We start from the raw sequence: 25309 nt of genomic DNA, 5'->3' as shown, positions 1-25309 counted from the left end.
CCCCCTATTCAAGAGGCACGGACTGGGACAAAAGGTCATGGGGCTGCCATCGCCGGGGGATACAAATCGACGCACGGGCGTCTCCCACCAACGCATTGCAACGACAGGGTTATGATGAGCCAGCAGAGGGACATTGCCGACATGATCGCCGAACAGGGGCCGATGGGCGCCCTGACCGCGACGATCGACGGGTCGTCGCCTCTGGGGCCAGCGTCGGACTGGTCGCCATCGCTCGTCTCGACTGTGCGGCTGATGCTGTCGTCGCGCGCGGAGATCGTGCTGTTCTGGGGGCCGGATTATTGCGCCCTCTATAATGAAGCCTATGCCCCCACGATCGGCGACAAGCATCCGCGCGTGCTTGGCCGCCCGGCCCGCGAAGGCTGGGCCGAGCTGTGGGATGATCTTGGCCCGCTGCTGCAATCGGTGCGGGACACGGGCGAGACCTTCCATGCCAAGGACCGCCCCTTTTATATCGAGCGCGACGGCGGACGCGGCGAGGAGGTCTTTTTCGACATTTCCTATTCGCCGGTGTTCGAACTGAATGGGTCGATCGGCGGCGTGCTGTGCATCGTCAGCGAAACCACGGTGCGCGTGCTCGCCGAGCGCGAGGCACGCGCCGACCGCAACCGCCTCTGGGCGCTGGCGCGTGACCCCTTCCTGATCGCCGACAGCAATGGCATCTGGCTGTCCGCCAGCCCCGCCTGGACCGACATATTGGGCTGGTCGCAGGAGGAACTGATCGGCCGCACATCGGAATGGATGGAGCATCCCGACGATGTGAAGCGGACGCGCGGCGAGGTGCAGGATCTGGCCGACGGCCATCCGACCATCCGGTTCGAAAACCGGTTCCGCACCAAGCGGGGCGATTATCGCATCTTCAGCTGGACCGCCGTGCCCGAGGGCGACCTCATCTATTGCGTTGCCCGCGACGTGACCCGGCACCGCGCCGACGCCCAGGCCCTGGCCGAAACCGAAGCCGCGCTGCGCCAGGCGCAGAAGATGGAGACGCTGGGCCAGCTCACCGGCGGCGTCGCGCATGACTTCAACAATCTGCTGCAGATCGTCACCGGCAACCTGGACCTGCTGCAACGCGCCCTGCCCGACGACCAGCCGCGCCTGCGCCGCGCCGCCGACAATGCCATGGCCGGGGCCGAACGGGCGGCGATACTGACCCAGCGGCTGCTCGCCTTTTCCCGTCGCCAGCCCCTGGCTCCCGACCGGGTCGATCCCAACCGGCTGATCGCCGGCATGTCGGACCTGCTGCACCGGACGCTGGGCGAGATGATCGAAGTGGAGACGGTGCAGAGCCCGAGGGTCTGGCCGGTCGAGATCGACGTCAACCAGATGGAAAATGCGCTGCTCAACCTGGCGGTCAACGCGCGCGACGCGATGCCGCAGGGCGGCAAGCTGACGATCGAGGTCGCCAACACCCATCTCGACAGCCATTATGCCGCGACCGAGCAGGAAATCACGCCCGGCCAATATGTGCTGATCTGCGTGTCGGACACCGGCATGGGCATGGACGCCGACACATTGTCCCACGCGATCGAACCCTTCTTCACCACCAAGGATGTCGGACGCGGCACCGGCCTTGGCCTGTCGATGGTCTATGGCTTCGTCAAGCAGTCGGGCGGCCATGTCCGGGTCTATTCGGAGGCCGGCCATGGCACGACGGTGAAAATCTATTTGCCGCGCTATCATGGCCTGCTGCCAGTGGCCGAGGAGATCGTGCAGGCGCCGCCCCCGCCCTGTCCGCAGGCCGGGCAGGAGGTGATACTGGTGTGCGAGGATGACGAGAATGTCCGCGCCTATTCGGTCGAGGTGCTGCGCGACCTGGGCTATCGCGTGATCGAGGCGGGCGATGGCCCGACTGCGCTGGCCGCACTGGACGCGGCGGCGGAGCCGATCGACCTGCTGTTCACCGATGTGGTGCTGCCCGGTGGCATGACCGGGGCGGACATTGCCCGCGCCGCCAAGGCGAAGCAGCCGGGACTGCGCGTGCTGTTCACCACCGGCTATGCCCGCAACGCGATCATCCATCATGGCCGGCTCGATCCGGGGGTCGAACTGCTGACCAAGCCCTTCACCTACAGGGCGCTGGGCGAGAAGATCCGCGATATGCTGGACCGGGTGGAAAGCCCGGTCCAGTAAAAAGGTCAGGCCTTGGCGCGCTGCCAGGCGGCGACCAGATCGACCGCGCGTGCGCGCACGGTCAGCGCATCGTCGCCCGGACGATAGAGCGCGCCGCCCACGCCGATCCCTTCACAGCCACCGGCGAGCCAGTCGCCGATCGTGTCCGCGCCGGTGCCGCCCACGGCCCAGACGCCGACATGCTGGGGCAGCACATCCTTGACCGCCTTGACATAGGCTGGGCCGAGCTGGGCGGCGGGGAACAGCTTCACCCGGCGCGCACCGGCCTCGACCGCGCGGAACGCCTCGCTCGGCGTCATGAAGCCGGGCAGCAGTTCAAGGCCGAGTTCCGCGCCGCGCGCGATGACGTCGGGAACGGTATTGGGCGTCACCATGATGCGCCCGCCCGCGCCCGCCAGCGCCTCGACTGCCTGGATCGTCAGCACCGTGCCGCCGCCGATCAACGCGCGATCGCCAAAGGCCTGCTGCATCGCGGCGATGCTGACCAGCGGATCGGGCGAATTGAACGGCACCTCGATCACGCGGATGCCGGCTTCCACCAGGGCGGCGGCGGTGTCGAGCGCCTCTTCGGGCTTCACGCCACGCAGAATGGCGGCGATCGGCGGCGCGCCGTCGGCCAGCAGGTCGTCGAGGATCATCGGTCAGTTCTCCAGAAAGCCAAGGCCAGCCCGCGCACAGGCGTCGCCGTCCAGCGATTGCGAAGCGATGCCCTGCGCATCGAGGGCACGGGCATAGCGATCCGAAAGCCGCGCGTCACCAATCAAGACGACGCCGGTGTCGCCGGCCAGCGCGGCCCGCGCCTCGGCAATCTCGCAGCCGATGACGAGGCCCGACAGATAACCCAGCGCCCAGTCGGCCGAACGCCCGGCGCGCAGCCGCATCGCGCGCGCCGCGAACAGGGAGGCAAGCAGCCGGCCCGCGCCGGCCCGCTCCAGCCCCTCGGCAAAACCGGCCGCTTCCTCTGCCGGATCGGCATCGGCGGCGGCGATATTGGGGCTGAGCGTCGAACGATCGCGCAACAACGCGAACAGTTCGCCGGTGGGCACGGTGCGGAAGCGGATCACCCGGCCATCCTCCACCAGCGTCCATTTGCTGTGGGTACCGGGCAGCACGATCAGGTGGCGGCCGGTGGCGAGCCGGGGATCGAGCGCCATCGCGCCGAAAATCTGTGCCTCCTCGCCGCGCATCACATCGGCAATGCCATCGGCGTCGGTGCAGGCCAGGCCCGCCATGATCGCCAGCGGCGCGCCGCGCCAGTCGAAGCGCACGGCCACCTGCGCCCAGCTGTCGGCATCGGCGGGACAATCGGCATAGGGCGCCTCGACCCAGCCGTCGCGCGCGCCGACCATGCCGCACAGGCGGATCGATGTCGGCAGGCCGTCTTCCAGCCAGGGGGCGATCGTCTCGGCAAAGGCGGCTTCCGCCTCGCGGCCGACCACACCGATGCCCGGCCCGTCGCGGCGCGCCACGATCCGCCCCGCTTCCACCCGGAACAGCCGCAGATTGCTGGTCCCCCAGTCGCCGATCACTGCATAGTCGCTCATCGATGATCCGCCCGATTTTTCGCGTTCAACCGCACTTTCCCTCTCTTTGTATCCTTGAAAAGTTATTTGTCTGAGTATATCGGAGAGACAAGCGCGTCAACGTGCCAAGCCTTTTCAAAGTGTCAGGATGCCCACATGAGCGATTCGTCCAAGCCTACTCCCAAGCTGCGTAGCCGCGCCTGGTTCGACAACCCAGACAATATCGACATGACCTCGCTCTATCTGGAGCGTTACCTGAACTTTGGCCTGTCCCTCGAAGAACTGCGCAGCGGCAAGCCGATCATCGGCATCGCCCAGACCGGCAGCGACCTGTCGCCCTGCAACCGCCACCATCTGGTGCTGGCAGAGCGCATGCGCGAGGGCATTCGCGAAATGGGCGGCATCGCGCTCGAATTCCCGGTCCACCCGATCCAGGAAACCGGCAAGCGCCCGACCGCCGGCCTTGACCGCAACCTCGCCTATCTGGGCCTGGTCGAAGCCATGTATGGCTATCCGCTCGACGGCGTGATCCTGACCAGCGGCTGCGACAAGACCACCCCGGCGCTGCTGATGGCCGCCGCCACCGTCAACATCCCGGCGATCGCTTTGTCGGTCGGCCCGATGCTCAATGGCTGGCACAAGGGCGAGCGCACCGGTTCGGGCACGATCGTGTGGCATGGCCGCCAGTTGCTGGCCGCCGGCAAGATCGACGATGAAGGCTTCATCAAGCTGGTCGCCTCGTCCGCGCCGTCGACCGGCTTCTGCAACACGATGGGCACCGCCAGCACCATGAACGCGCTTGCCGAAGCGCTGGGCATGATGCTGCCGGGCAGCGCGGCGATCCCCGCCCCCTATCGCGACCGCCAGGAAGCCGCCTACCGCACCGGCAAGCGCATCGTCGAAATGGTGCATGAGGACTTGAAGCCCTCCGACATCATGACGCTCGACGCCTTCCACAATGCCATCGTCGCCAACTCGGCGATCGGCGGTTCGACCAACGCGCCGATCCACCTGGCCGCCATTGCCCGCCACATGGGCGTCGACCTGCCGCTCAAGGATTGGGAAACCGTCGGTCACAAGGTGCCGCTGCTGGTCAACATGCAGCCGGCCGGCGAATATCTGGGCGAGGATTATTACCGCGCCGGCGGCCTGCCCGCCGTCATCAGCCAGCTGATCGACCAGGGCCTGATCAAGGAAGGCGCGATGACCGTCAATGGCAAGACCATGGGCGAGAATTGCAAGGGCGTGGAGATCGAGGACGAAAAGGTCATCCGTCCCTTCGGCCAGCCGCTCAAGCAGGAAGCCGGCTTCCTGGTGCTGACCGGCAACCTGTTCGACGAAGCGGTCATGAAGACCAGCGTCATCAGCGAAGAATTCCGCATGCGCTACCTGTCGAACCCCGACGATCCCGAAGCCTTTGAAGGCCCGGCGGTCGTGTTCGACGGTCCGGAAGATTATCACCACCGCATCGACGATCCGTCGGTCGGCATCACCGCCGACACGCTGCTGTTCATGCGCGGCGCCGGCCCGATCGGCTATCCCGGCGCGGCCGAGGTCGTGAACATGCGTCCGCCCGCCTATCTGATCACCGAAGGCGTGTCCGCCCTGCCCTGCATCGGCGACGGCCGCCAGTCGGGCACTTCGGGCAGCCCGTCGATCCTCAACGCTTCGCCCGAAGCGGCGGCGATGGGTGGCCTGGCGCTGCTGGAAACCGGCGACCGCGTCCGCATGGACCTGAAGGCCGGTGTAGTGAACGTGCTGATTTCCGACGAGGAACTGGAAGCCCGCCGCGCCAAGCTGATCGCCGAAGGCGGTTACAAATACCCCGCTTCGCAGACCCCCTGGCAGGAAATCCAGCGCTCGGTCGTCGGCCAGATGAACACCGGCGCGATCCTGGAAGGCGCGGAGAAATATCAGCGCATCGCCCAGACCATGGGCCTGCCGCGCGACAACCACTGATTTGGCATTGATCCGGTAAACGGCGCGTCATTCAAAGGAGGCAACAGGACGTAATTTCCGTGCAGCGATGCTCGAAATTGCGTCCCCTCGTCCCCATCTGATGGGCGCGCCGTTCCGGCAAATATTACCCCCTTTCCACGACATTTCGGGAGATATCCATGTTCAACGGAGCCATTCTGGTCGGTGCTGCCGAGCGCACCGGTGGTGAGCCCTTCTTCGCGGTCGATCCGTCGACCGGCGCCAAGGGCGACGTCGCCTTCCACAACGCCTCGACCGCCGATGTCGCCGACGCCTGCGCGCTGGCCGACAGCGCGTTCGAAGGCTTCTCGACCCTGTCTCCCGAAACCCGCGCTGCCTTCCTGGAAGCCGTGGCCGACCAGATCATGGAAATCGGCGACCTGCTGATCACCACCGCCATGAGCGAAACCGGCCTGCCGCGTGGCCGCCTGGAAGGCGAGCGTGGCCGCACCGTCGGCCAGCTGCGCCTGTTCGCTTCCTATGTCCGCCAGGGCGACTGGCTCGACGTCACCATCGACAAGGCGCTGCCGGAACGCACCCCGCTGCCCCGCAGCGACCTGCGCCGCGTCAACCAGGCCGTCGGCCCGGTCGCCGTGTTCGGCGCGTCCAACTTCCCGCTCGCCTTCTCGGTCGCGGGTGGTGACACCGCATCGGCCTTCGCCGCCGGCTGCCCGGTCGTCGTGAAGGGCCACCCCGCCCACCCCGGCACCGGCGAACTGGTCGCCCGCGCCATCGCCGCGGCGGTCAAGGCCAGCGGCCTGCATGAAGGCGTCTTCTCCTACCTGCCCGGCACCACCAATGATCTGGGCGGCGCGCTGGTCGCCGATCCCCGCATCAAGGCGGTCGGCTTCACCGGTTCGCGCGGCGGCGGCATTGCGCTGATGAAGATCGCCGCCAACCGCGAAGAGCCGATCCCGGTCTATTCGGAAATGTCGTCGATCAACCCGGTCGTGCTGCTGCCGGGCGCCCTCGCGGCCCGCGCCGAAGCGCTGGGCACCGCCTTCGTCGGTTCGCTCAGCCTGTTCGCTGGCCAGTTCTGCACCAACCCCGGCATGGTGATCGCGCTCGACAGCCCCGATCTCGACCGTTTCGTCGCCTCGGCGGCAACGGCCCTGTCGGCCAACCAGCCCCATGTCATGCTGACGCCCGGCATCCATGCCGCCTATGAGAAGGGCGTCGCGGCGCTGGCCGGCGCGGAAGGCGTCACCACGGTCGCGCGCGGCGCCGAAGCCGAAGGCGTGAACCTGGCCCAGTCGGCCCTGTTCGCCACCAGCGGCGAACAGTTCCGCACCAACCCGGCGCTGTCGCATGAAGTGTTCGGTTCCTCGTCGATCCTGGTGAAGTGCGCCACGATCGAGGAAGTGATCACCACCATCGCCCAGATGGAAGGTCAGCTGACCGCCACGCTGCAGATGGACGAAAGCGACAATGACAATGCCGCCAAGCTGCTGCCCACGCTGTCGCGCAAGGTCGGCCGCGTGCTGGCCAATGGCTGGCCGACCGGCGTCGAAGTGACCCATGCCATGGTCCATGGCGGTCCCTTCCCGTCGACCTCGGACGGCCGCACCACCTCGGTCGGCACGCTGGCCATGATGCGCTTCCTGCGTCCGGTCTGCTATCAGGACGTCGTCGACGCCGTGCTGCCGCCGGCGCTTCAGGCGGCCAACCCCTGGAAGCTCAACCGCCGCATGGAAGGCAAGCTGGAGCTGGCGCAGTGACCGTCATTTCGCTGGTTCAGTTCAAGGATGGCGACGCACCCGATAGCGTTCGGGGCGTTGCCGCCATTGACGAAAGCGGCGCGGCGAAGCGGGTGACGGGCGCAAGCTCCACCCGCCAGCTGGCGCTGGACGCGATCGCAGCGGGCCAGGGCCTGGCCGCCTTTGCGGCAGGCAAGCTGGGCGATGCGGTGGACCTGTCCACCGTCACCCTGCTGTCGCCGATCGACCATGAGGATGCGGCGCATCTGCTGGTCGCCGGCACCGGGCTCACCCATCTTGGCTCGGCCGAAGGCCGCGACAAGATGCACAAGGCCGCCACCTCGGGCGACCTCACCGACTCCATGCGCATGTTCCTGATGGGCGTCGAGGGCGGCAAGCCCGCCGACGACGGCATCGGTGCGCAGCCCGAATGGTTCTACAAGGGCGACGGCCAGATCCTGGTCGATCCGGGCCAGGACTTCACCATGCCGGCCTTTGCCGAGGATGGTGGCGAGGAACCCGAAGTTGCCGGCATCTACCTGATCGACGCCGACGGCACGCCGGTGCGTCTGGGCTTTGCGATCGGCAATGAATTTTCCGATCATATCACCGAACGCGGCAATTATCTGTGGCTCGCCCACTCCAAGCTGCGCCAGGCCTCGCTCGGCCCGGAACTGCTGCTGGGCGACCTGCCGCAGGATCTGCGCGGCACCAGCCGCATCGTCCGCAATGGCGAGACCGTCTGGGAAAAGCCGTTCCTGTCGGGTGAGACCAACATGTCGCACACGATCGCGAACCTGGAACATCATCATTTCAAATATGGTCTGTTCCGCCGCCCCGGCGACATTCACGTCCATTTCTTCGGCACCGCCACCCTCTCCTTCTCCGATGGCTTCGCCACCCAGAAAGGCGATGTGTTCGAGGTCGAGGCCAAGCCCTTCACCCTGCCGGTCCGCAATGGACTGAAGCGCGCAGCGGACGAGGGCAAGACCAAGGTAAAGGCGCTATGAGCATCAAGGCCGGCCTCGTAGGCCTGGGCAAGATCGCCCGCGACCAGCATCTGCCCGCGATCGCCAAGATCGACGGCATCGATCTGGTCGCCGTCGCCAGCCGCAACGCGCAGGGCGAAGGGGTGAACAACTATCCCGATCTCGGCGCGATGCTGGCGGGCGAGCCCGACATGGATGCCGTCATCCTGTGCCAGCCGCCGCAGGTCCGCTATCAGGCGGCCCGTCAGGCGATCCTGGCCGGCAAGCATGTCTTCCTGGAAAAGCCGCCGGGCGCGACCGTGTCGGAAGTCGACGCGCTGATCGCACTGGCCAAGGCCAATGGCGTCACCCTCTATGCCAGCTGGCACAGCCGCTATGCCGCCGCCGTGGCCCAGGCCAAGGACTGGATGGCGTCGCGCACGGTCGAGCGCATCTCGATCCAGTGGCGCGAGGATGTCCGTCACTGGCATCCGGGCCAGCCCTGGATCTGGGAAGCGGGCGGTTTCGGCGTGTTCGATCCGGGCATCAACGCCCTGTCGATCCTGACCGAAATCGTCGCCGAACCGATCACCCTGCTGTCGGCCGAACTGGAAGTGCCGTCCAACAAGCAGGCGCCGATCGGCGCGACGCTGGCCATGGCGACCGCTTCGGGCGCACCGATCGACACCGTGTTCGACTGGCGCCAGACCGGTCCCCAGACCTGGGACATCGCGGTCGAAACCAGCAATGGCAGGCTGCTCCTGTCCGAAGGCGGCAACACGCTGACCCTGGACGGCGAAGTCCAGTTGAAGGCGCCGGACGAGGAATATCCGACCATGTATCGGCGCTTCGTCGGGCTGGTGGCGGACAAGGCGATCGACGCCGACACCGCGCCGCTGCGCCTGGTGGCCGATGCCTTCCTTTGTGGCCGGCATTGCCCTACGGCTGATTTTGAGGACTAAATTCAACGGAGGTAGAATGGGGAGCGAGCGCAAGGACGGACCGGAACGCAAGTTCGCGTCGGACGAAGGCTCGCTCCGCATTCACCAGGCGATCGCCCGCGACATGGGCACCGCCATCCTGACCGGCAGGCACAAGCCCGGCGACCTGTTCGAGGGCGAGATCGAGGCGTCGGAACGCCTTGGCGTATCGCGCACCGCCTATCGCGAGGCGATCCGCATCCTGATCGCCAAGGGCATGCTGGAAAGCCGCCCCAAGGCGGGCACCCGCGTCCTGCCGCGCGCGCGCTGGAACGTGCTCGATCCCGAAATGCTCGCCTGGATGTTCGCCGGCGAACCCGACCGCGCCTTCATCCGCGACCTGTTCGAGCTGCGCGGCGTGATCGAGCCGGCCGCCGCCGAATTTGCCGCGCGCCGCCGAACCGACGATCAACTCGCGATCATGGATGCGGCGCTCGCCGAGATGGAACGCTATGGCCTGTCCACGCCGGAAGGACGCGCCGCCGACCAGCGTTTCCACAATGCCATCCTGGCCGCGACCCATAATGATGCGCTGGAGGCGCTGGCCAGTTCGGTCGGCGCGGCGGTCAGCTGGACCACCACCTTCAAGCATCGCAAGAAGCTGTTGCCGCGCGATCCCCTGCCCGATCATCAGGCGGTGCATCGCGCCATCGCCGCGCGCGACACGGCCGCCGCGCGCAACGCCATGGCCGAACTGCTGCGCCTGGCCTTTGCCGACATGGATATTGCGCTCAGCGAACCGGGCGTCTGATCAACCGACCTCTGCGCGGGCGCCGGCCGGCATCCACCGGGCCAGCCCCGCCCGCCCCCGCCGCGCGATCAGGCCGGTCATGTTGGCGACAGCGAAACTGACACCATGGAGGTTGCGCCGCTGGGGAACACCGGGGATCGGCCGGGGATGGCCGGAGGCAAAGGCCAGCCCCGCCCGCAGCCGAAAATCGTCGCGCGGACACTCCCAGTCGAGGCCGACGCCCAAGACCATATCCAGACTGCCGGGATAGCAGGACGTGCCCTCATTATCGCGCGCTGCGACGATCAGGATGCCGGCCGCCAGCGCACGATCCGCCGCTGCCGCGAACGCCTCGCCATGGGCCGGATTGACCGTGCCGAGGCTGAGGTTGATGAGGTCCACCCGTGCCGCCACCGCCCGGTCGATCGCCACCACCAGCGCCCGCGCCGTGGTGCTGAGCGCGTCATGAAACACCCGGATCGGCAGGCAGAGCGCATCGGGCGCCTGATCCTGGATCGCGGCGGTCACGGCGGTGCCATGGCCAAGCCGGTCGCCTGTGTCAGCTTCGCTGTCACCCCCATCCCTGGCGATGGCGAAGCCGGGCAATAGCCGGGCGGCGTCAATATGGGGATGATCGGGATGGACGCCGCTGTCGATCACGGCGATGCGCAGCGGATCAGGCGGCAGATCAGGCATGAGCCGGCTCAGGCTGTTGCGCCACCTGCGCCTGCCCGTCGGTGATCGTCACGATCCGGTCGGCGATCCGCGCCAAGGCTGGCTTGTGGGTGATGAGGATGATCGTCGCATCGGGCAGCGCACCGCGCAACCGCTGTGCCACCAGCGCCTCGGTCTCGCCATCCAGCGCTGATGTCGGCTCGTCGAGGATCAGCACCGATGGCCGGCGCAGCAGCGCGCGGGCGATGACAATCCGCTGCCGCTCGCCCGCCGACAGTGCCAGCCCGCGCTCGCCGGTGCGGGTTTCCAGCCCCTCGGGCAGGCGCGCCAGGAATGCATCCAGCCCGACGGCATGGGCCGCCGCCTCGATATCCTCGATGCGCACGTCCGGCAGGGCAAAGCCGATATTGGCGGCGATACTGTCATTGAACAGCCAGGGCGACTGGTCGACCAGCATCACCTCGCGCCGCAGATCGTCGAGCCGCAGGTCGCGCAGATCATGGCCGTCGAGCAAAATACGTCCCCCGGTCGGATCGGCATGGCGCACCATCAGGTCTGCCATGGTCGACTTGCCGACGCCGCTCGGCCCCAGGATCGCGCAAATACTGCCGGCGGATATGCTTAGGTCGATGCCGCACAGCACCGGATCGCGATCATAGCGCATAGCCACCTTCTCGAAACGCACCTCGCCGCGCACCCGGCCGAGCGGCACAGCATCGGCGCGCTCCTCGACATCGGGCCTTGTATCGAACAGTTCGAAGATTCGGCCCAGCGACACCCGCGCGGACGCCAGCCCGGACGTCAGCCCCATCAGCGTCTGGATCGGTGACAGGAGCCGCATATGATAGGTCATGAAAGCGACGAGCGTGCCGATGCTCATGTCGCCCTCGATGATCCGCCAGCCGCCATAGAGGATCACGGCAGAGGTCGCCCCGGTCATCAGCGTGCCCGGCAGCGCCCCGGTCATGTAGGAGGCGACCTGCATCCGCAGCATCGCGCCGACAAAGGCGTCATTCTTCGCCTTGAAGCGCCCGACCTCATGTTCTCCGGCGCGCAGCGCGGTGACGACACGCATCCCCATCACCGTATCGACCAGCAGGCTGCCCAGATCCGCGCCCCGCTCGCGCATGTCGCGGGTCAGCGCGGTCAGCCGGCGCTGATAATGAGTGAAGGCCACCAGACTGGCCGGCACCAGCAGCACGCCGACCAGGAACAGCCGCCAGTCGAGCCAGAGCATCATCGCGACGCATCCGATGAAGAAGAGCAGGTTGCTGACCACGGAAAGCAGGGTGTCGGACGCGATCCGCTGCACGTCGCTCACATCACTGTTCATGCGTGAGACGAGATCGCCAAGCCGGAAGCTGGCATAGAAGCGCGGCGACAGCGTCTGAAGGTGGCGCAGCAGCGCGGCGCGCATGTCATAGAGCATCGCCGCCGACAGCCGGACATAGCGATAGCTTGCGAGGATGTTGACGCCGAAACCCAGTATCGTGACCGTAATCATGATGCCGGCGATCCGCCACAGCGCGCCCATGTCCCGCCGCAGCAGCGCCTGATCGATCATCAGCTTGGACAGATAGGGTTGGGCAAGGCCGAGCGCGGTAGACAGGATGCTGATCGCCAGCACCAGCAGCAGCCCGCGCCGATAGGGCCGGATATAGGGCAGCAGCCGGCGATAGCTGCGCCATTCGGCGACAGGCGCAGGCCCGTTCATGCCGCCGCCCGCCGTGGCACCAGTCGCAGGCCATGCAGCGCATATTGCGGCTCGGGCAGTGTCGCCAGCTGCCCGGTACACCAGTGATACCCCTGCATCAGCGCCTCATGCTGCGCCCGCCACCACTCGCCCCGGCCGCCATCGGCGTAAAATTGGGCACAGAGCAGCAGGTGCCGGCGCATCGCCGCGATCAGCATCGCCTGATAATGGCCGAGCAAGGCGGTCCGATCGCCGCCTTCCGCGATGCCCGTCAGCACCGCGCTCGCCAATATCGCCTCGCGCACCGATTGGGCGGTGCCGTCGCCGCAGATCGGATCGAAACCAATCGCCGCCGTGCCGCAGGCCAGCCAGTCGCCGCCGACCAGCGGCAGATGCAGCCGCGGCGCGGCGAGAAAGGGGCGCGACGATCCACCGATCGGATCGACCACCGGCGCGATCAACCGGCTCTGCGCCAGCAGCGCGTCGATTTCGCCACCGACGCCCAGCAGCCAGCCCTCGCCCCCGTTCGCCGGCACCAGGAACAGCCAGCCGCTCTCGACCGCCTCGACCCGCCCTTCCTCGCGGCAGACCGGATCGCGCAGCCGCACACGGGCGGTGACGGCATGGCGCTCGCCAAAGACATGCAGTTCGCCGATCGGCAGCGGCGGCGCGGCATGGATGGTGAAATCGGGCGCGGCCATCGGCGCTTCCTCCGCCACCGCCAACGCGGCCTGCACCAACTCCTCAGATGCAAGCACCGCCTCATGGGGCACCATCACCGGCGCCCCGCCCCAGGCGACCAGCCGGCGACGGACACGCGGGGCATCCGCGAACAGGTCCGGCCGCGCAAACAGGTCGCGCATCAAGGCCAGCGCCGCCTCGCTCAGCAACAGGCTGGGCACCGGTGGGCGATGGGCGGGCTCCTGTCCGACGCGGAGCCCCGCCCCTTTCAGCAGATGCGCGCAGGCATTGGCGGCCATCCCGCTGCCCCGGATGGCCACGGCCATCGGAGTGTCGGGACAGCCGGGCCGGGTCACGGCACCGCCACCATGCCGGCGCCGGTCGCGTCATTGCCCAGATCCCAGGTGGCTTCGAGCTTAAGCGTCTTGGCGTCATAGACTTCGATGTCGAAGCTGGCGCCGTAGATATAAAGCTTGGCCCCATCCATCGACATGCCGAAGCGGAAGCGCGAGCGGCAGGGGAATTCCGCCTTGTCCACCACTGCATTGGTGGAAAGGTCCATGTGCCAGAATTCGCACCGCTTCGATCCCAGCGTGCCGTTGGTGACGACGGTATAGGCCTGCTTGCCGTCGGGCGTGATTTCCAGGCCCGCCATCGCGGCCGGCGCCGGGCCGATCGGGGTGAAGTCGAACTGGCGGCTGTTGAGGTCGAACCGGGCCAGGCCGAACATCTTGCTATGGATATAGGGGTCGGCCGCGTTGAACAGCGACACATATTGGCCGGGCGTGCGCAGCGTTTCGAGCGATCCGCCAAAGCCGACATTTTCCAGCCCCGTGCCTTCAGGCCGGGCGAGGTCGATGCGGTCGGTGGCCTTCAATGTCGCGGTGTCGATGACGATCACCTTCTCGCCAAAGGCGTAGAGATATTTGCCGTCGCCCGACACCTTGAAGGCGACGCGATAGCCGCCGATCGCCTTTTCATCATCCTTCTCGATCTCGGCGGTGCGCACCAGCTTGCCGAGCTTCAGGTCCACCACGCCATAGAGGGGCTTGCTGACCTTGTAGCGATCCATTTCCTTATCGATCCTGGTGACAATCGTGTAGAAATAGCGGCCTGCCGGGTCCGCCACACCGCCATAGAAGCGCACCCGATTGGGACCGTCATTCAGGCTGAACTTGCTCACCACCTGCCGGCTGGCGGCGTCGATCACCTCGATCCCGCTGGTGGTGATGGTCGACACATAGATGCGCTTGCCATCGTCCGACAGGCTCATCGCGGTCGGCAGGCCGGTGTCCAGCTTGATCTTCTGCGTCACCGCGCCCTTGCCCTCGTCAAAGACCAGCAGGACGTCGGGATAGGCGCCCATGAACAGGGTCGCGGCATGGGTGGGGATGGTCGCCAGCGCGGCGAGGCCCGCCGCCAGGACAAAGCGGATTTTCTGCATCGCGCGCCTCATGGGAATACCAGGTCGAGATTGCGCCAGTCCTTGGTCGCGGTGGCGCAGTTGCTGGCCCAGTCGGGCGAATAATTCACATGGTCGGGCACCTGCACCGGCCAGAAGCAGGTGACGTAGCAATCATAGATGTCACGCTCGACCGGCTGGCACAGGCCCGCCGTGCCGCCGCCCGCATCCACTTCCCAGCCGGGCGAGAAGGACAGGGTACAGCCCATCGGCACATGGGGACGCGGCGCCTGTTGCAGGGCGACGACATCCTCCTCCATGTCGGACGGCGTGGCGCCCGACGCAGCGGCGGCCTCGATCGCCGCCTCCATCTGCGTCACGGCGTCGTCGATCCGCCGCGCCTTTTTGTTGATGGCACGAAGATGCTTCATGACAGCCCCTTTCGTTCAGCGAAATGCTCGAGGAAGCCGGGGTTCTTCACCGCCAGCTCGCCATAGATATGCAGGCAGGTGTCGGTCCATTGCCGGATCCAGTCGCAATAATGGAGATTGGCGTGACCGGTGTCGCCATAGCGGACGAACGCTTCATGGTGGCAGCCGCCGGCGCAGAGCGGCCGCGCCCAGCAGCTCTGGCAATCATATTTGGCGCCGACATGGCCCCGGCTCAGAAAATCGCCCTGCTTGGCCCGGTCGATGCCGCTCGACACATGGCCCATCACATGGGTGTCGGCGTCGGTGAAGCGGTGGCAGGGCGACAGGTCGCCCGACGGGCTGACCCCCATCAGCCCCATGCCTGCGCCGCAGGGATGCGATTTGTTGACGCCCGAAATCAGCTCGCTGATCGTCTCGCTGACATTGGTGAAACCATGAACCTGCCCACGCAGCGCATATTCCAGCCATTCCTGTGCCAGCAGGTTGAACTGCGCCAGTACGTAGTCCATGCCATCGGCATCGATCGAATAGGCTCGCGTTTCCCCCGTGGTCACCGGCGCGAAGCCGATTTCGTGAAAGCCCAGATCCTCCTTCAGATGGCGGAAGATGCGCACGACATCGGTCACGCCCTCGGTCAGGGTGACGCGGGCGGTGACGGCACGGGTGCGATGATGCGCGATCAGCGTGCGCAGCCGCGGCTCGATCACCGCATAGCTGCCCTTGCCATTCTTGTAGACGCGATGCTTGTCCTGCAACTCCGGCGGGCCATCCATCGACACGGTGACGCCGACCCGATTGTCCGACAGGAAGGTGACGATTTCCGGCGTCAGCAAGGTCGCATTGGTTGTGAGGCTATAGGTGATCCCCTTGCCTGCCGCCGCCGTCGCGCCATTGGCATAATCCACCACATCGCGCAAAAGCTTGAAATTCATCAAGGTTTCACCACCGAAGAAGGTGATGTGGACCGACGGGCGATGGGCCGCCTCGGCGATCAGCAGGTCGACCGACGCCTTCGCCGTCTCCGGCGTCATATATTTGGGCTTGCCGGCCGGGGTCGCGATCTTGTCCGCGCCGAACTCATAGCAATAGGTACAGGCAAGGTTGCACTGATTGGTGATGTTGAGCACCAGCGCCTGCAACGGGAAATCGGCCGGCGGCGCTTCGGGCACGGATACCGGCGCCGCGCCCAGATGGATGAGTTGCACCGCGCGCAATTCCCGCACCAGCGCCTCCGCCTCGGCCAGGTCGCCCTCCTCGCCCGCCAGTTCGCGGACCAGCGCGGCATGGCTCAGCTCCTGTCCATCGAGCCGGTCGAGCACGGCCTGCACCTGCGCATCGATCTCGAAGATCGCGCCGGCACTCACCAGATAGACGAAGTCGCTGCCGCCGGCGGCAAAGCCATGATATTCGGCGCGGCGATAGGCGGGGGCCTGCATGACGGTCATCGCGACACCTCCGGCTGGTCGAAGCGCTGATACATGGGCACGGTCACGACCAGATAGGACCGCGCGCTCAGGGGCTTGCCGAACTTGTCCTTTTCCGCCTTCGCCGTGGCGACGACCCAGACCTCGCCATAATTGTTGCGGCTGAACCGGCGTTCGGGATTGGGGCCTTCCAGCCCCGGCGTGAAGAAGGCGGTGGGGCTCAAAGCGCCCACATATTTCATGTCGTCATCATAATAGACCGACATGAATTCCTGCATCGACCAGGTCGCATCGACCGGGCCGATCGCGACATCGTCGCTCGTGCTGGGCTTGCCATCCAGGCCGTTGTCGTAACCGATCGCCTCATACTGCTGATAGCCCTTGGCGAACTTAGTGCCGCCCAGCCGGGCCAGGCTCGTTTCCGGCGTGACCTTGAGATAATCGACCTTGCGATAGACCGGGAACGCCTTTTCCAGCACCGCGCCGCCAATGCCGACATCGCGCTGGCCGGCGGGCGCGCTGGCCGCAACATCGACGCTCAGCACCGCCTTGCCCGGCGTCGCCGACACGACCCTAGCGACGGTGACGCCCGCGCCCAGATCGACGTCCGCCGCCGTCAGGGATGCGGGCAGATTATGGCCCCAGATGGTGACATCGACGCCCTTCGTCCCGGCCTTCACCGCGCCCGGCGTCACCGCCAGGATCGCGGGCGCGGCGGTCGCGCGGACCAGTTTCACGTCATAGCCGAATTCCTGATATTCGCCCCAGAACCAGCGCCCTTCGGCGCGCTGCTGGTCGGGTGCGAACCACATCGTCTCGCGCGCCGGGCTGCCCAGATCATCGGGCTTGCCCGGCGCCGCGCCGCCCCTGGACGAGCCGCGCCAGCTATAGCCGGAATAGACAAGGCCGGTGCCGCTGCGGCTGATGGTCGCGCCGTTGGTGAGCGAGGTGAGCGACGCGCTGGTCTTGAACTCGTCGGCGGCCGCGCCCGGTGCCACCGTCATCGTGCCGACGAAGCGCCCCTGCCCCGGCACCGACGCCACCACCAGCCAGTCGCCCGCCAGCCGCGGCGCGCGCAGGCGCGAGCTCCAGGCAGCCCATTCGGGCGTATGCAGCCCCGCCACCTTGGGCAGATAGGTCAGCGCATATTCGCCGCGCGTCATCTTGTCCTTGGGGTCGCGGCCGGCAGGCTGCTCGCTATCCTCGGCCGGGCGGCGATATTGGGCGTCGGCCTGCGAATAGAGGGCGACGTGCAGATCCTGCAGCGTCTTCCATTCCAGTTTCGACCGGCGCCAGGACAAGGGCTGGGCAAAGGCGTGGCAACTGGCGCAGGCGCCGCGCATCGTCTCGTTGGGCAGCACTTCGTCGATGATCCGCTTTTCGGGCAGATACATGACCGGCCGCGCCTCCTCCGGCGCCAGCCCGTGCGAGGCGGACAGCGACTTGATGACCGCGCGGGATTCCTCGGGGGTGATGGGGAGGCCATTGAGGCGCACCATCCGCTTGATCGCCTGCGCCCAGCCCTCCGGCGTGGTGCGCACCCAACTGATGCGGGACAGGTTGCCCTTGGCATCGGGCGCATGACAGCTGCCGCATTTTTCCTGGACCAGCGGATCGGTGACGGGGATGCCCTCCTCCGTCTCCTTCATCGTGACGCCGTCGGAACCGCCATCCGCCCCGCTACCCCCTTGGGCAAGCACAACCGACGCAGAGAGCAACGCCAACAGACCGAACTTCACCGGAAGCTGCTTCACCCTGATGTCCCCCTTTGGCGTCCGGTCTTTTGCCCTGGACGCGGCCCAATCTCAGGCGGGGGCTTTTTTGCCCCTCTGACCGGCATGACGGATGACGCCATGTCGATCCGCCATCAGATTCTTGACGATCATCAAGATTTTTCAGGCCAAGTAAAGAGGGGGTCGGAAAACAGGGTTCAGGCGAACATCTCCGGCACGATCGGCAGGGTGCGGATGCGCTTGCCGGTGGCCGCGTGCAGCGCATTGACCAGCGCCGGGATCACCGGCGGCAGCGCCGGCTCGCCCATGCCGGTCGGCGGATAATCGGTCTTCACGAACTCGACGATAATCTGCGGCGTATCGGGGATGCGCTGCAACGGATGGGTGTCGAAATTGGCCTGCTCCACCGCCCCCGCCACCTGCGTGATCTTCTGCCCGGCCAGCGCCTGGCCCAGCCCCTCGATCACCGATCCCTGCGCCTGGTGCAGCGCATTCATCGGGTTGATGATCTGGCTGCCGACATCGCCCGCGACCCACACGGTTGCGACCTTGGGCATGCCATCGACCAGCGCCACCTCCAGCACCTCGGCGAAATAGCCCATATGGCTGTAGTAAAAGGCAAAGCCCTTGCCCCGCCCCTTGGGCAATTTGCCACGATCGGCCCAGCCGCTCATCGCCACCACCTTCTCGATCACACCTTTAGCGCGGCCGGTGACGAAGGGCGGCCCATTGGGGCCGCGCGGCAGTTCGCGCGGATCGCCCAGCAATTCCAGCATCAGCGTCGGCAGATCCTTGCCCGCCGCCTGCGCCACTTCGTCCAGGAAGGCCTGGGTGACGAAGGCCAGCGCGTTGGAGCCGGGCGCGCGCAGCCAGCCGGTCGGCATGTTGGTGGCGAGGAAACTCTGTTCCAGCAGCACCGTGTCGATCAGGCCGGCGGGGATTTCGGTCGCCGGCATCTCGGCCGACCGCACCGGCTTGCCGTCCTTGCCGAAAGTCACGAAATGATCGTGGAAGGCTGTCAGCTTGCCCGTCTTGTCCAACGCCGCACGGAAGCCGTGCCAGCCAGCCGGGCGATAGAAATCGCGCTGCATATCCTGCTGCCGGTTGAACAGCAGCTTCACCGGCACGCCCGGCACTTGCGCCGCGATCGCCGCCGCCTGCACCATATAGTCGTTCATCAGCCGCCGGCCGAAACCGCCGCCGATGCGGGTGAAGTTGATGCGGATCTTGTCCGGCGGCAGGTTCAGCGCCTTGGCCACCAGCCCGCGCCCGCTTTCCGGATTCTGCGTCGGTGCCCAGATTTCGATCGCGCCATCCTTGAACAAGGCCGTGCAATTCTGCGGCTCCAGCGTGCCATGCGCCAGGAAGGGATAATCATATTGCGCGCTGACTGTCTTTGCCGCCCCGGCAAAGGCGGCATCCACATCGCCAGCACGAACGATGTCGCCATCGGCCTTGCCCTTCAGCCGTTCGGCCGCCTGCGCGGCATAGCCCTCGGTCGAAAAGCCGCTCACCGCGCCCATGTCCCATTCGATCTTCAGCGCCTCGCGCGCCTGGTTGGCGCTCCACCAGCTGGTCGACAGGATCGCAACGCCGTCGAACAAGGATTCCGGCGTGCCGTCGCCCTTGATCGCCAGCACATGGGCCACACCGGGCAGCGCCTTCACTTCGTCCAGATTGGCCGATTGGAACGTCCCGCCAAAGGCCGGGCAGGTCTCCAGCACGGCATAAAGCATGCCCGGCAGCTTGAAATCGATTCCGAACAAGGGCTTGCCTGCCACGATCGCCGGCGTATCCACGCCGCCGATCGACTGGCCGATGATGCGGAAATCCTTCGGGTCTTTCAGCGTCAATGTCGCCGGATCGGGCGCGGGCTGCTGCGCGGCGACGGCGGCGAGCGCGGCATAGCTGATGCTCCTGCCCGACGCCGGATCGCTCACCTTGCCGCTGCCGGTCTTCAATGTCGCGGGCGCCACGCCCCATTGTTGCGCCGCCGCCGCGACCAGCATCGCGCGCGCTGCCGCCCCGGCCTTGCGCGTCGGCAGCCATTCGCGCGGCGTCGTGCGACTGCCCCCGGCCGTCTGCCCGCCGAATATCTTCTGGTCGGCATGGGTCTGCTCGATCGTCACCTGCGCCCAGTCGACGTCCAGTTCCTCGGCGATCAGCATCGGCAGCATGGTCTTGGCGCCCTGCCCGATCTCGGCATTTTTCGCGCCGATGATGACGCGATTGTCGGGCAGGATGCGCACGAAGGCGGTCAATATCTGCGGCGCGCCCTCGGCCGCGCCGGCCAGCGGAATGTTGAGGTCGAACAGCAAGCCACCGCCCGCAACCAGCGAGGCGCTCAGGAAGCGGCGGCGCGACAGGATCGGCGCGTTCATGCCTTCGCTCCCGCTTTGGCCGCATCCTTGATCGCGGCGCGAATGCGGACATAGGTGGAGCAGCGGCACAGATTGCCCATCATCGCCGCGTCAATATCCTCGTCACTGGGGTCGGGCGTGGTCGCCAGCAGCGCACTCGCGCTCATGATCTGCCCGGCCTGGCAATAGCCGCATTGCGGCACGTCCAGCTTGACCCAGGCGTCCGATATCCGCTTGCCCGCATCGCTCTGCGCCACCGCCTCGATCGTGGTGATCGCCATGCCCTGCGCCTCGCCGATCGGCGTCTGGCAGGCACGGGCCGGGTTGCCATCGATATGCACCGTGCAGGCGCCGCACAGCCCCGCGCCACAACCGAACTTGGTGCCGACCATGTCCAGATCCTCGCGCAGTGCCCACAGCAACGGCTTGGCCGGATCGGCCTCCACCGTGCGCGTCTGTCCATTGACCTTGAGACTGATCGCCATCGCCCTACCCCCGCTCAACCTTTGATTGTCGCGCGCAAAATAGATGGCAGAAAGGCACGGCCTGTCCAGAGGCTTCGAGGAGAGCTACCCAAGCCCCGGAAAAGCGATCGCTTTCGCAAAGCCCGGCTTGACTTGGCGCCCGCGCGCCTGTCTCTCCCTGTCCATCCCTATTCGCGACAGGAATTGCCATGACCGTCCGTATCTCGCTCGCGCTGCTCCTTGCCCTCGGCGCCTCCGCCCCGATCCTGGCCCAGGCGCCTACCGCTGCGCCCGCCTCGGCGACCGCACAGGAAGACAAGGCACTGCTCGCCTTCCTCGACCAGGCGTTCGACCAGCAACTGGCGCTCAGCCCGGAATCGATGACCAGCCTTGGCCTCAAGACCGACTATGGCAAGCTGGACGATTATAGCGAACGAGCCGACGTCCGCAGCCTGGCGCTGCAGGAACAGCAGCTTGCGCAGCTGCATCGCCGCTTCTCGCCCGAACGGCTCGGCCCCTCGGCGCGGCTCAGCTATCGCCTGTTCGAAGCGCAGGTGGCAACGTCGAAGCAGCAGGCGCCCTTCGCCAAATATGCCTTTCCCGTGTCCACCAATGGCAGCCCGGCGGGCAATATCCCGGTCTTCCTGATCAACGAACATCGCGTCGATAGCGTCGCGGATGCCCAGGCCTATATCGCCCGCCTGCGCGACAGCGAACGGGTGATGAACGAGGTCGCGACCAAGATGCGCGACCAGGCGGCGCAGGGCATCGTCCCGCCGAAAATGGTGTTCGCCCCTGCCCGCGCCGACGCGAAGAAGGTGATCAGCGGCGCGCCCTTCGATCAGGGACCGGACTCCACCCTGTTCGCCGATTTCAAGAAGAAGGTCGGCGCGCTCAAGGCATCGGATACGGAAAAGGCCAAGCTGATCGCGGACGCACAGGCCGCGCTGACCGGCCCCTTCGCCAAGGGGTTCCAGACCCTATTCGCCGCGCTCGATGCGATCGAGCCCAGGGCCAAGGGCAATGACGGCGCCTGGAGCCTGCCGGGCGGCGAGGCCTATTATAATGCCCGCCTCGCCTTCTACACCACCACCAGCCTCAACGCCGACCAGATCCACCAGATCGGCCTCGATCAGGTGAAGGCGATCCGGGCGGAGATGGAGGCGGTGAAGGCGCGGATCGGCTTTGCCGGATCGCTGACCGATTTCTTCCAGGCGCTGCGCACCGATCCCAAGTTCAAATATCCCAATGATGCCGCCGGTCGCGAAGCCTATCTGGCGGACGCCCGCGCCGCCATCGCCCAGACCATGGACGCCGCGCCGCGCTTCTTCCGCGTCCTGCCCAAGGCGAAGCTGGAGGTGCGCGCGGTCGAGGCCTGGCGCCAGGAAACCGCCTCGGTCGCCTTCTACAACCAGCCCGCGCCGGACGGATCGCGTCCCGGCATCTTCTACGTCAACCTCGCCGACATGAATCAGGTGCAAAAGCCCCAGGTCGCGGCGATCGCCCATCATGAAGGCGCGCCGGGCCATCATTTCCAGATCGCGCGTGCGCAGGAACTGCCCGACCTGCCCAAATTCCGCCGCTTCGGCTATTATGGCGCCTATACCGAAGGCTGGGGCCTCTACAGCGAGCGGCTGGCCAAGGAAATGGGCGCCTATCGCGATCCCTATTCGGAATTCGGCATGCTCTCGCTGCAGATGTGGCGCGCAATCCGGCTGGTCACCGACACCGGCCTGCATGCCAAGCGCTGGACGCGCGAACAGGCGATCCAGTATTTCCGCGACAATGCGCCCCTGTCGGAACGCGACATCGTCAAGGAAGTCGATCGCTACATCAACAATCCGGGCCAGGCGACCAGCTACATGATCGGCCAGATCCGCATCGCCCAACTGCGCAAGGAAGCCGAGCAGGCGCTGGGCGCGAAGTTCGACATTCGCGACTTCCATGAAGTGGTGCTGGCCAATGGCGCCCTGCCGCTCGACGTGCTGGGCGAACAGGTCCAGGCCTATATCGCCGCCGCCAAGGCCAAGGGCTGAACCGCCCTACGCACCCGGCTTGTCCCGCCAGCGGGGGCAAGCCGGGTGAAGGCGGCGCTGCCAGATCCTTACAGCGTGCCGCGCAGGGTGAACTTCACCGCGCGGGGTTCGCCGTAGCGGGCGCTGCCGAGATAGAGGCCGGAATAATAGGTCTTGTCGAAGATATTCTCGACATGGACCGACAGCGAGAGATGGTCGGTGAAGCGATAATTGGCGAGCAGGTCGACCACCGCCAGGCTGCCCTGGCTGTAGGTTTCGCCGTTCGGTCCTTCGCCATCGGCCGTGGTCTTGCCCTGCCATTCGACATTGCCGCCGATCGTCAGCGCGCTGAACTGGCCGGGCAGCGTATAGGCGCTGAACATCTTGAAGCTGTTCTTGGCGATCTGCGGCATCTGGCGCACGCCGTCGCGATCTTCCGCACGAGCATTGGCAAAGCCGCCGGCGATCCGCCAGCCGGGCAGGATTTCGCCCTTCACCTCCAGTTCGAAGCCCGACGACTTCATGCCCGACACCGCATGATAGGCCGAACTGCCATCGGGCGCGAAGATGCCTGGGCCATCCGCCAGAGCATAATTATCCTGCTGCATCTTGAACACGGCGGCGGTGGCGCTGAGGCGGCCATCAAGGAAGTCGGCCTTGAGCCCGGCTTCATAGGTATTGCCTTCGAGCGGGGCGATGACATCGCCATCGACGGTGCGCGATGTTTGCGGCGTGAACACGCTGGCATAGCTGACATAGGCCGAGAGGGTCTTGGTAAAGTCCAGCACCAGGCCGGCATAAGGGGTGAAGACCGCCTTTTCATCGACCACCGGGGTCCAGACCTTGGGACCGGTGACATCCTGGGAATAGCTTTCCTGCTTCCACCAGGTGAGGCGGCCTCCGGCGATGATCGAGAGCGGGCCGATCGGCTTCAGCCGGGCGACACCGGCGATCGAACTGGTCTCGATCCGGTTGCCGGCGGTGCCGCCCGATGGCGTCAGGTCGGGCTTGGCCACGTCGCCGGTCGGGAAATAGCTATAGGCATTGATCGGATACATATAGTCGCTGCCACCCCACCAGCCGGGATAGGGCGTCTGGTCATCGTCGAAACGGGTGTGGCTCACGGTCAGGGCGACATGCTGTTCCTGGCCCAGTGCCTCGAACGCGCCACGCAGATTGGCATAGACCGCGTCGAGCGTCAGGTCCGACGCCCAACGGGTGGCGTAGAAGGTGCCGCCGTCACCGGTTTCCTTGTCGATCGCGGTGCCGAAATAATAGCCGATCGTCTCGTCATAGGAGCCGGACTTGTGCTCGGCATCGACCTGCAAATGCCAGTTGGCGTCGAAATCATGGGCGATCGAGGCGAAGATGTTGACGCTCTTGCGGCTGAAGTCGGACCAGTTGGCGCCGCCATTGGTGGAGCGGGCGAAATTGGTCTTCGTGCCGTCGGTGAAGAACAGCGGCACGCCACCGCGCGACGCGCCTTCGTTGCGGAAATTCTGATATTCGACGCCAGCGGTCAGCAGCGTGCTGGGGCCAAGATCGGCCTCGATCACGCCATAGAGCGCCTGGCGCTTGGCATGTTCGCGGTCGATGAAAGTATCATTATCCTGCCAGGCGCCGGCGACGCGGGCGCGGATATGGCCGCTGGCGGTCAGCGCACCGCCGATGTCGCCTTCCAGCCGGTACTTGTCCCAGGAGCCGATGGTCGCCGCGATCGTGGCGCTGAGATCCGTGCCGGGGCGCTTGCGGATCATGTTGATCGCCGCCGACGGCTCGCCGGTGCCGGTCATCATGCCGGCCGAACCGCGGATCACCTCTATCCGGTCATAGGCGATCATGTCGGCGGTATCTTCGGTGAAGCCATAGATGTTGGACGGTCGGGCGACGCCGTCGACCAGATAATTCTGCACCGCAAAGCCGCGCGCGGTATAGTTGGTGCCGTCGGTGCCGAGCGCGCTGGAGCGGTTGGTCTGGATGCCGACGATCTGCTGCATCACTTCGGAAATATCGGTCAGCCCCTGTTCCTGCATGCGCAGACTGTCGAGGCTGGTGACCGACTGGGGCGTTTCGCGGGCGGTGAGGTTGAGGCCGTTGGTCTCATTCTGGCCGGTAACGACGATCGAGTCCGGGGCGGGCGCGTTTGCATCAGGCTCGTCCGCGGGCGCCTGGGCCTGGGCGCTGGTGGTAGCCAGCAGCAAGCAGGCAGCGATCGACGCCGCGCCGTAGCGGACGAAATTCTTCTTCGATGCAAAGGACATAAGGCACTTCCCCCATATTTCGCCATGCCCTGAACATGGCGCCCTGGATGTTGGGGCGGCGCTTTAATGCGATTGATTTGCAAATGCAACGATTCGGAAACGAACTGATGCAAAATGTGCGTCGGGGCGCAATACGGCGCTATC

Annotated in this window: 19 protein-coding genes; 7 read left to right on the top strand and 12 right to left on the bottom strand. The window is 66.1% G+C overall.

Annotated elements, in window-relative coordinates; genetic code table 11:
* Positions 1-111: 111 nt before the first annotated feature.
* On the top strand, positions 112-2151 hold the full coding sequence (locus ACUCV3_RS21825; RefSeq protein ID WP_482241138.1) for a hybrid sensor histidine kinase/response regulator: 2040 nt from the start codon (positions 112-114) through the stop codon (positions 2149-2151).
* A gap of 5 nt (positions 2152-2156) precedes the next feature.
* Here the strand turns inward: ACUCV3_RS21825 and ACUCV3_RS21820 are convergent, their stop codons facing one another.
* Together ACUCV3_RS21820 and ACUCV3_RS21815 are read right to left on the bottom strand one after the other, a co-directional pair.
* Positions 2157-2789 (bottom strand): 2-dehydro-3-deoxy-6-phosphogalactonate aldolase, encoded by a 633-nt coding sequence (locus ACUCV3_RS21820; protein ID WP_482241137.1) that lies wholly within the window; start codon positions 2787-2789, stop codon positions 2157-2159.
* 3 nt (positions 2790-2792) lie between these two features.
* Positions 2793-3695, bottom strand: coding sequence for a 2-dehydro-3-deoxygalactonokinase (locus ACUCV3_RS21815; RefSeq protein WP_048938992.1), 903 nt, complete (start codon positions 3693-3695; stop codon positions 2793-2795).
* 135 nt (positions 3696-3830) lie between these two features.
* Here ACUCV3_RS21815 and ACUCV3_RS21810 point away from each other — a divergent pair, with 135 nt between their 5' ends.
* From ACUCV3_RS21810 to ACUCV3_RS21790, 5 genes are all read left to right on the top strand, one after another.
* On the top strand, positions 3831-5633 hold the full coding sequence (locus ACUCV3_RS21810) for an IlvD/Edd family dehydratase (protein ID WP_010337622.1): 1803 nt from the start codon (positions 3831-3833) through the stop codon (positions 5631-5633).
* A 158-nt stretch (positions 5634-5791) separates the two neighbouring features.
* The gene (locus tag ACUCV3_RS21805; RefSeq protein WP_279729189.1) at positions 5792-7369 is read left to right on the top strand and encodes an aldehyde dehydrogenase (NADP(+)); all 1578 of its coding nucleotides are present in this window, start codon (positions 5792-5794) and stop codon (positions 7367-7369) included.
* The gene (araD1, locus tag ACUCV3_RS21800) at positions 7366-8358 is read left to right on the top strand and encodes an AraD1 family protein (protein WP_482241136.1); all 993 of its coding nucleotides are present in this window, start codon (positions 7366-7368) and stop codon (positions 8356-8358) included. Before ACUCV3_RS21805 ends, araD1 begins: the two co-directional genes overlap by 4 nt.
* Positions 8355-9278, top strand: a complete 924-nt coding sequence (locus ACUCV3_RS21795) for a Gfo/Idh/MocA family protein (RefSeq protein WP_279729186.1) — start codon at positions 8355-8357, stop codon at positions 9276-9278. Before araD1 ends, ACUCV3_RS21795 begins: the two co-directional genes overlap by 4 nt.
* A 16-nt stretch (positions 9279-9294) precedes the next feature.
* Positions 9295-10047: a FadR/GntR family transcriptional regulator gene (locus ACUCV3_RS21790; RefSeq protein ID WP_169861672.1), complete on the top strand. Its 753-nt coding sequence runs from the start codon at positions 9295-9297 to the stop codon at positions 10045-10047.
* Here the strand turns inward: ACUCV3_RS21790 and qhpE are convergent, their stop codons facing one another.
* From qhpE to ACUCV3_RS21745, 9 genes are all read right to left on the bottom strand, one after another.
* Positions 10048-10722 carry a subtilisin-like serine protease QhpE gene (gene qhpE, locus ACUCV3_RS21785; protein WP_279729185.1) on the bottom strand — a complete coding sequence of 225 codons (675 nt, stop codon included), beginning with the start codon at positions 10720-10722 and terminating at the stop codon, positions 10048-10050.
* Complete coding sequence (locus ACUCV3_RS21780; RefSeq protein ID WP_482241135.1) at positions 10715-12415, bottom strand: ABC transporter ATP-binding protein; 1701 nt, start codon at positions 12413-12415, stop codon at positions 10715-10717. The genes qhpE and ACUCV3_RS21780 overlap by 8 nt, the downstream gene beginning before the upstream one ends.
* Positions 12412-13431: a hypothetical protein gene (locus ACUCV3_RS21775; RefSeq protein ID WP_279776178.1), complete on the bottom strand. Its 1020-nt coding sequence runs from the start codon at positions 13429-13431 to the stop codon at positions 12412-12414. Before ACUCV3_RS21775 ends, ACUCV3_RS21780 begins: the two co-directional genes overlap by 4 nt.
* Entirely contained in the window at positions 13428-14519 is a 1092-nt protein-coding gene (locus ACUCV3_RS21770) for a YncE family protein (protein WP_482241134.1), read from the bottom strand. The genes ACUCV3_RS21775 and ACUCV3_RS21770 overlap by 4 nt, the downstream gene beginning before the upstream one ends.
* Positions 14520-14527: 8 nt before the next feature.
* Positions 14528-14908: a quinohemoprotein amine dehydrogenase subunit gamma gene (gene qhpC / locus ACUCV3_RS21765; RefSeq protein ID WP_017501471.1), complete on the bottom strand. Its 381-nt coding sequence runs from the start codon at positions 14906-14908 to the stop codon at positions 14528-14530.
* Complete coding sequence (gene peaB / locus ACUCV3_RS21760; RefSeq protein ID WP_279729179.1) at positions 14905-16353, bottom strand: quinohemoprotein amine dehydrogenase maturation protein; 1449 nt, start codon at positions 16351-16353, stop codon at positions 14905-14907. Before peaB ends, qhpC begins: the two co-directional genes overlap by 4 nt.
* Positions 16350-18086, bottom strand: coding sequence for a quinohemoprotein amine dehydrogenase subunit alpha (peaA, locus tag ACUCV3_RS21755; protein WP_279776177.1), 1737 nt, complete (start codon positions 18084-18086; stop codon positions 16350-16352). Before peaA ends, peaB begins: the two co-directional genes overlap by 4 nt.
* Before the next feature lie 176 nt (positions 18087-18262).
* Positions 18263-20446, bottom strand: coding sequence for a xanthine dehydrogenase family protein molybdopterin-binding subunit (locus tag ACUCV3_RS21750; RefSeq protein WP_279730176.1), 2184 nt, complete (start codon positions 20444-20446; stop codon positions 18263-18265).
* A complete protein-coding gene (locus ACUCV3_RS21745) occupies positions 20443-20910 on the bottom strand; it encodes a (2Fe-2S)-binding protein (protein ID WP_279730177.1) in 468 nt (155 codons plus the stop codon). Before ACUCV3_RS21745 ends, ACUCV3_RS21750 begins: the two co-directional genes overlap by 4 nt.
* Positions 20911-21098: 188 nt before the next feature.
* Here ACUCV3_RS21745 and ACUCV3_RS21740 point away from each other — a divergent pair, with 188 nt between their 5' ends.
* Positions 21099-22925, top strand: a complete 1827-nt coding sequence (locus ACUCV3_RS21740) for a DUF885 domain-containing protein (RefSeq protein WP_279730178.1) — start codon at positions 21099-21101, stop codon at positions 22923-22925.
* A gap of 68 nt (positions 22926-22993) precedes the next feature.
* Here ACUCV3_RS21740 and ACUCV3_RS21735 read toward each other — a convergent pair whose 3' ends face one another.
* On the bottom strand, positions 22994-25165 hold the full coding sequence (locus ACUCV3_RS21735) for a TonB-dependent siderophore receptor (RefSeq protein ID WP_279730179.1): 2172 nt from the start codon (positions 25163-25165) through the stop codon (positions 22994-22996).
* Positions 25166-25309: the final 144 nt, after the last annotated feature.

It is taken from the genome of Sphingobium sp. VMM (genome assembly GCF_056790315.1).
This window is presented reverse-complemented; position numbering and strand designations above follow the sequence as displayed.

What these genes read in the sequence shown, in the direction of transcription:
- ACUCV3_RS21815 (WP_048938992.1), bottom strand. Translation starts at nt 3,695, where the DNA reads ATGAGCGACTATGCAGTGATCGGCGACTGGGGGACCAGCAATCTGCGG.
- ACUCV3_RS21780 (WP_482241135.1), bottom strand. Translation starts at nt 12,415, where the DNA reads ATGAACGGGCCTGCGCCTGTCGCCGAATGGCGCAGCTATCGCCGGCTG.
- ACUCV3_RS21745 (WP_279730177.1), bottom strand. Translation starts at nt 20,910, where the DNA reads ATGGCGATCAGTCTCAAGGTCAATGGACAGACGCGCACGGTGGAGGCC.
- ACUCV3_RS21735 (WP_279730179.1), bottom strand. Translation starts at nt 25,165, where the DNA reads ATGTCCTTTGCATCGAAGAAGAATTTCGTCCGCTACGGCGCGGCGTCG.
- ACUCV3_RS21805 (WP_279729189.1), top strand. Translation starts at nt 5,792, where the DNA reads ATGTTCAACGGAGCCATTCTGGTCGGTGCTGCCGAGCGCACCGGTGGT.
- ACUCV3_RS21820 (WP_482241137.1), bottom strand. Translation starts at nt 2,789, where the DNA reads ATGATCCTCGACGACCTGCTGGCCGACGGCGCGCCGCCGATCGCCGCC.
- ACUCV3_RS21825 (WP_482241138.1), top strand. Translation starts at nt 112, where the DNA reads ATGATGAGCCAGCAGAGGGACATTGCCGACATGATCGCCGAACAGGGG.
- ACUCV3_RS21740 (WP_279730178.1), top strand. Translation starts at nt 21,099, where the DNA reads ATGACCGTCCGTATCTCGCTCGCGCTGCTCCTTGCCCTCGGCGCCTCC.
- qhpC (WP_017501471.1), bottom strand. Translation starts at nt 14,908, where the DNA reads ATGAAGCATCTTCGTGCCATCAACAAAAAGGCGCGGCGGATCGACGAC.
- ACUCV3_RS21790 (WP_169861672.1), top strand. Translation starts at nt 9,295, where the DNA reads ATGGGGAGCGAGCGCAAGGACGGACCGGAACGCAAGTTCGCGTCGGAC.
- ACUCV3_RS21750 (WP_279730176.1), bottom strand. Translation starts at nt 20,446, where the DNA reads ATGAACGCGCCGATCCTGTCGCGCCGCCGCTTCCTGAGCGCCTCGCTG.
- peaB (WP_279729179.1), bottom strand. Translation starts at nt 16,353, where the DNA reads ATGACCGTCATGCAGGCCCCCGCCTATCGCCGCGCCGAATATCATGGC.
- qhpE (WP_279729185.1), bottom strand. Translation starts at nt 10,722, where the DNA reads ATGCCTGATCTGCCGCCTGATCCGCTGCGCATCGCCGTGATCGACAGC.
- ACUCV3_RS21770 (WP_482241134.1), bottom strand. Translation starts at nt 14,519, where the DNA reads ATGCAGAAAATCCGCTTTGTCCTGGCGGCGGGCCTCGCCGCGCTGGCG.
- ACUCV3_RS21795 (WP_279729186.1), top strand. Translation starts at nt 8,355, where the DNA reads ATGAGCATCAAGGCCGGCCTCGTAGGCCTGGGCAAGATCGCCCGCGAC.
- ACUCV3_RS21810 (WP_010337622.1), top strand. Translation starts at nt 3,831, where the DNA reads ATGAGCGATTCGTCCAAGCCTACTCCCAAGCTGCGTAGCCGCGCCTGG.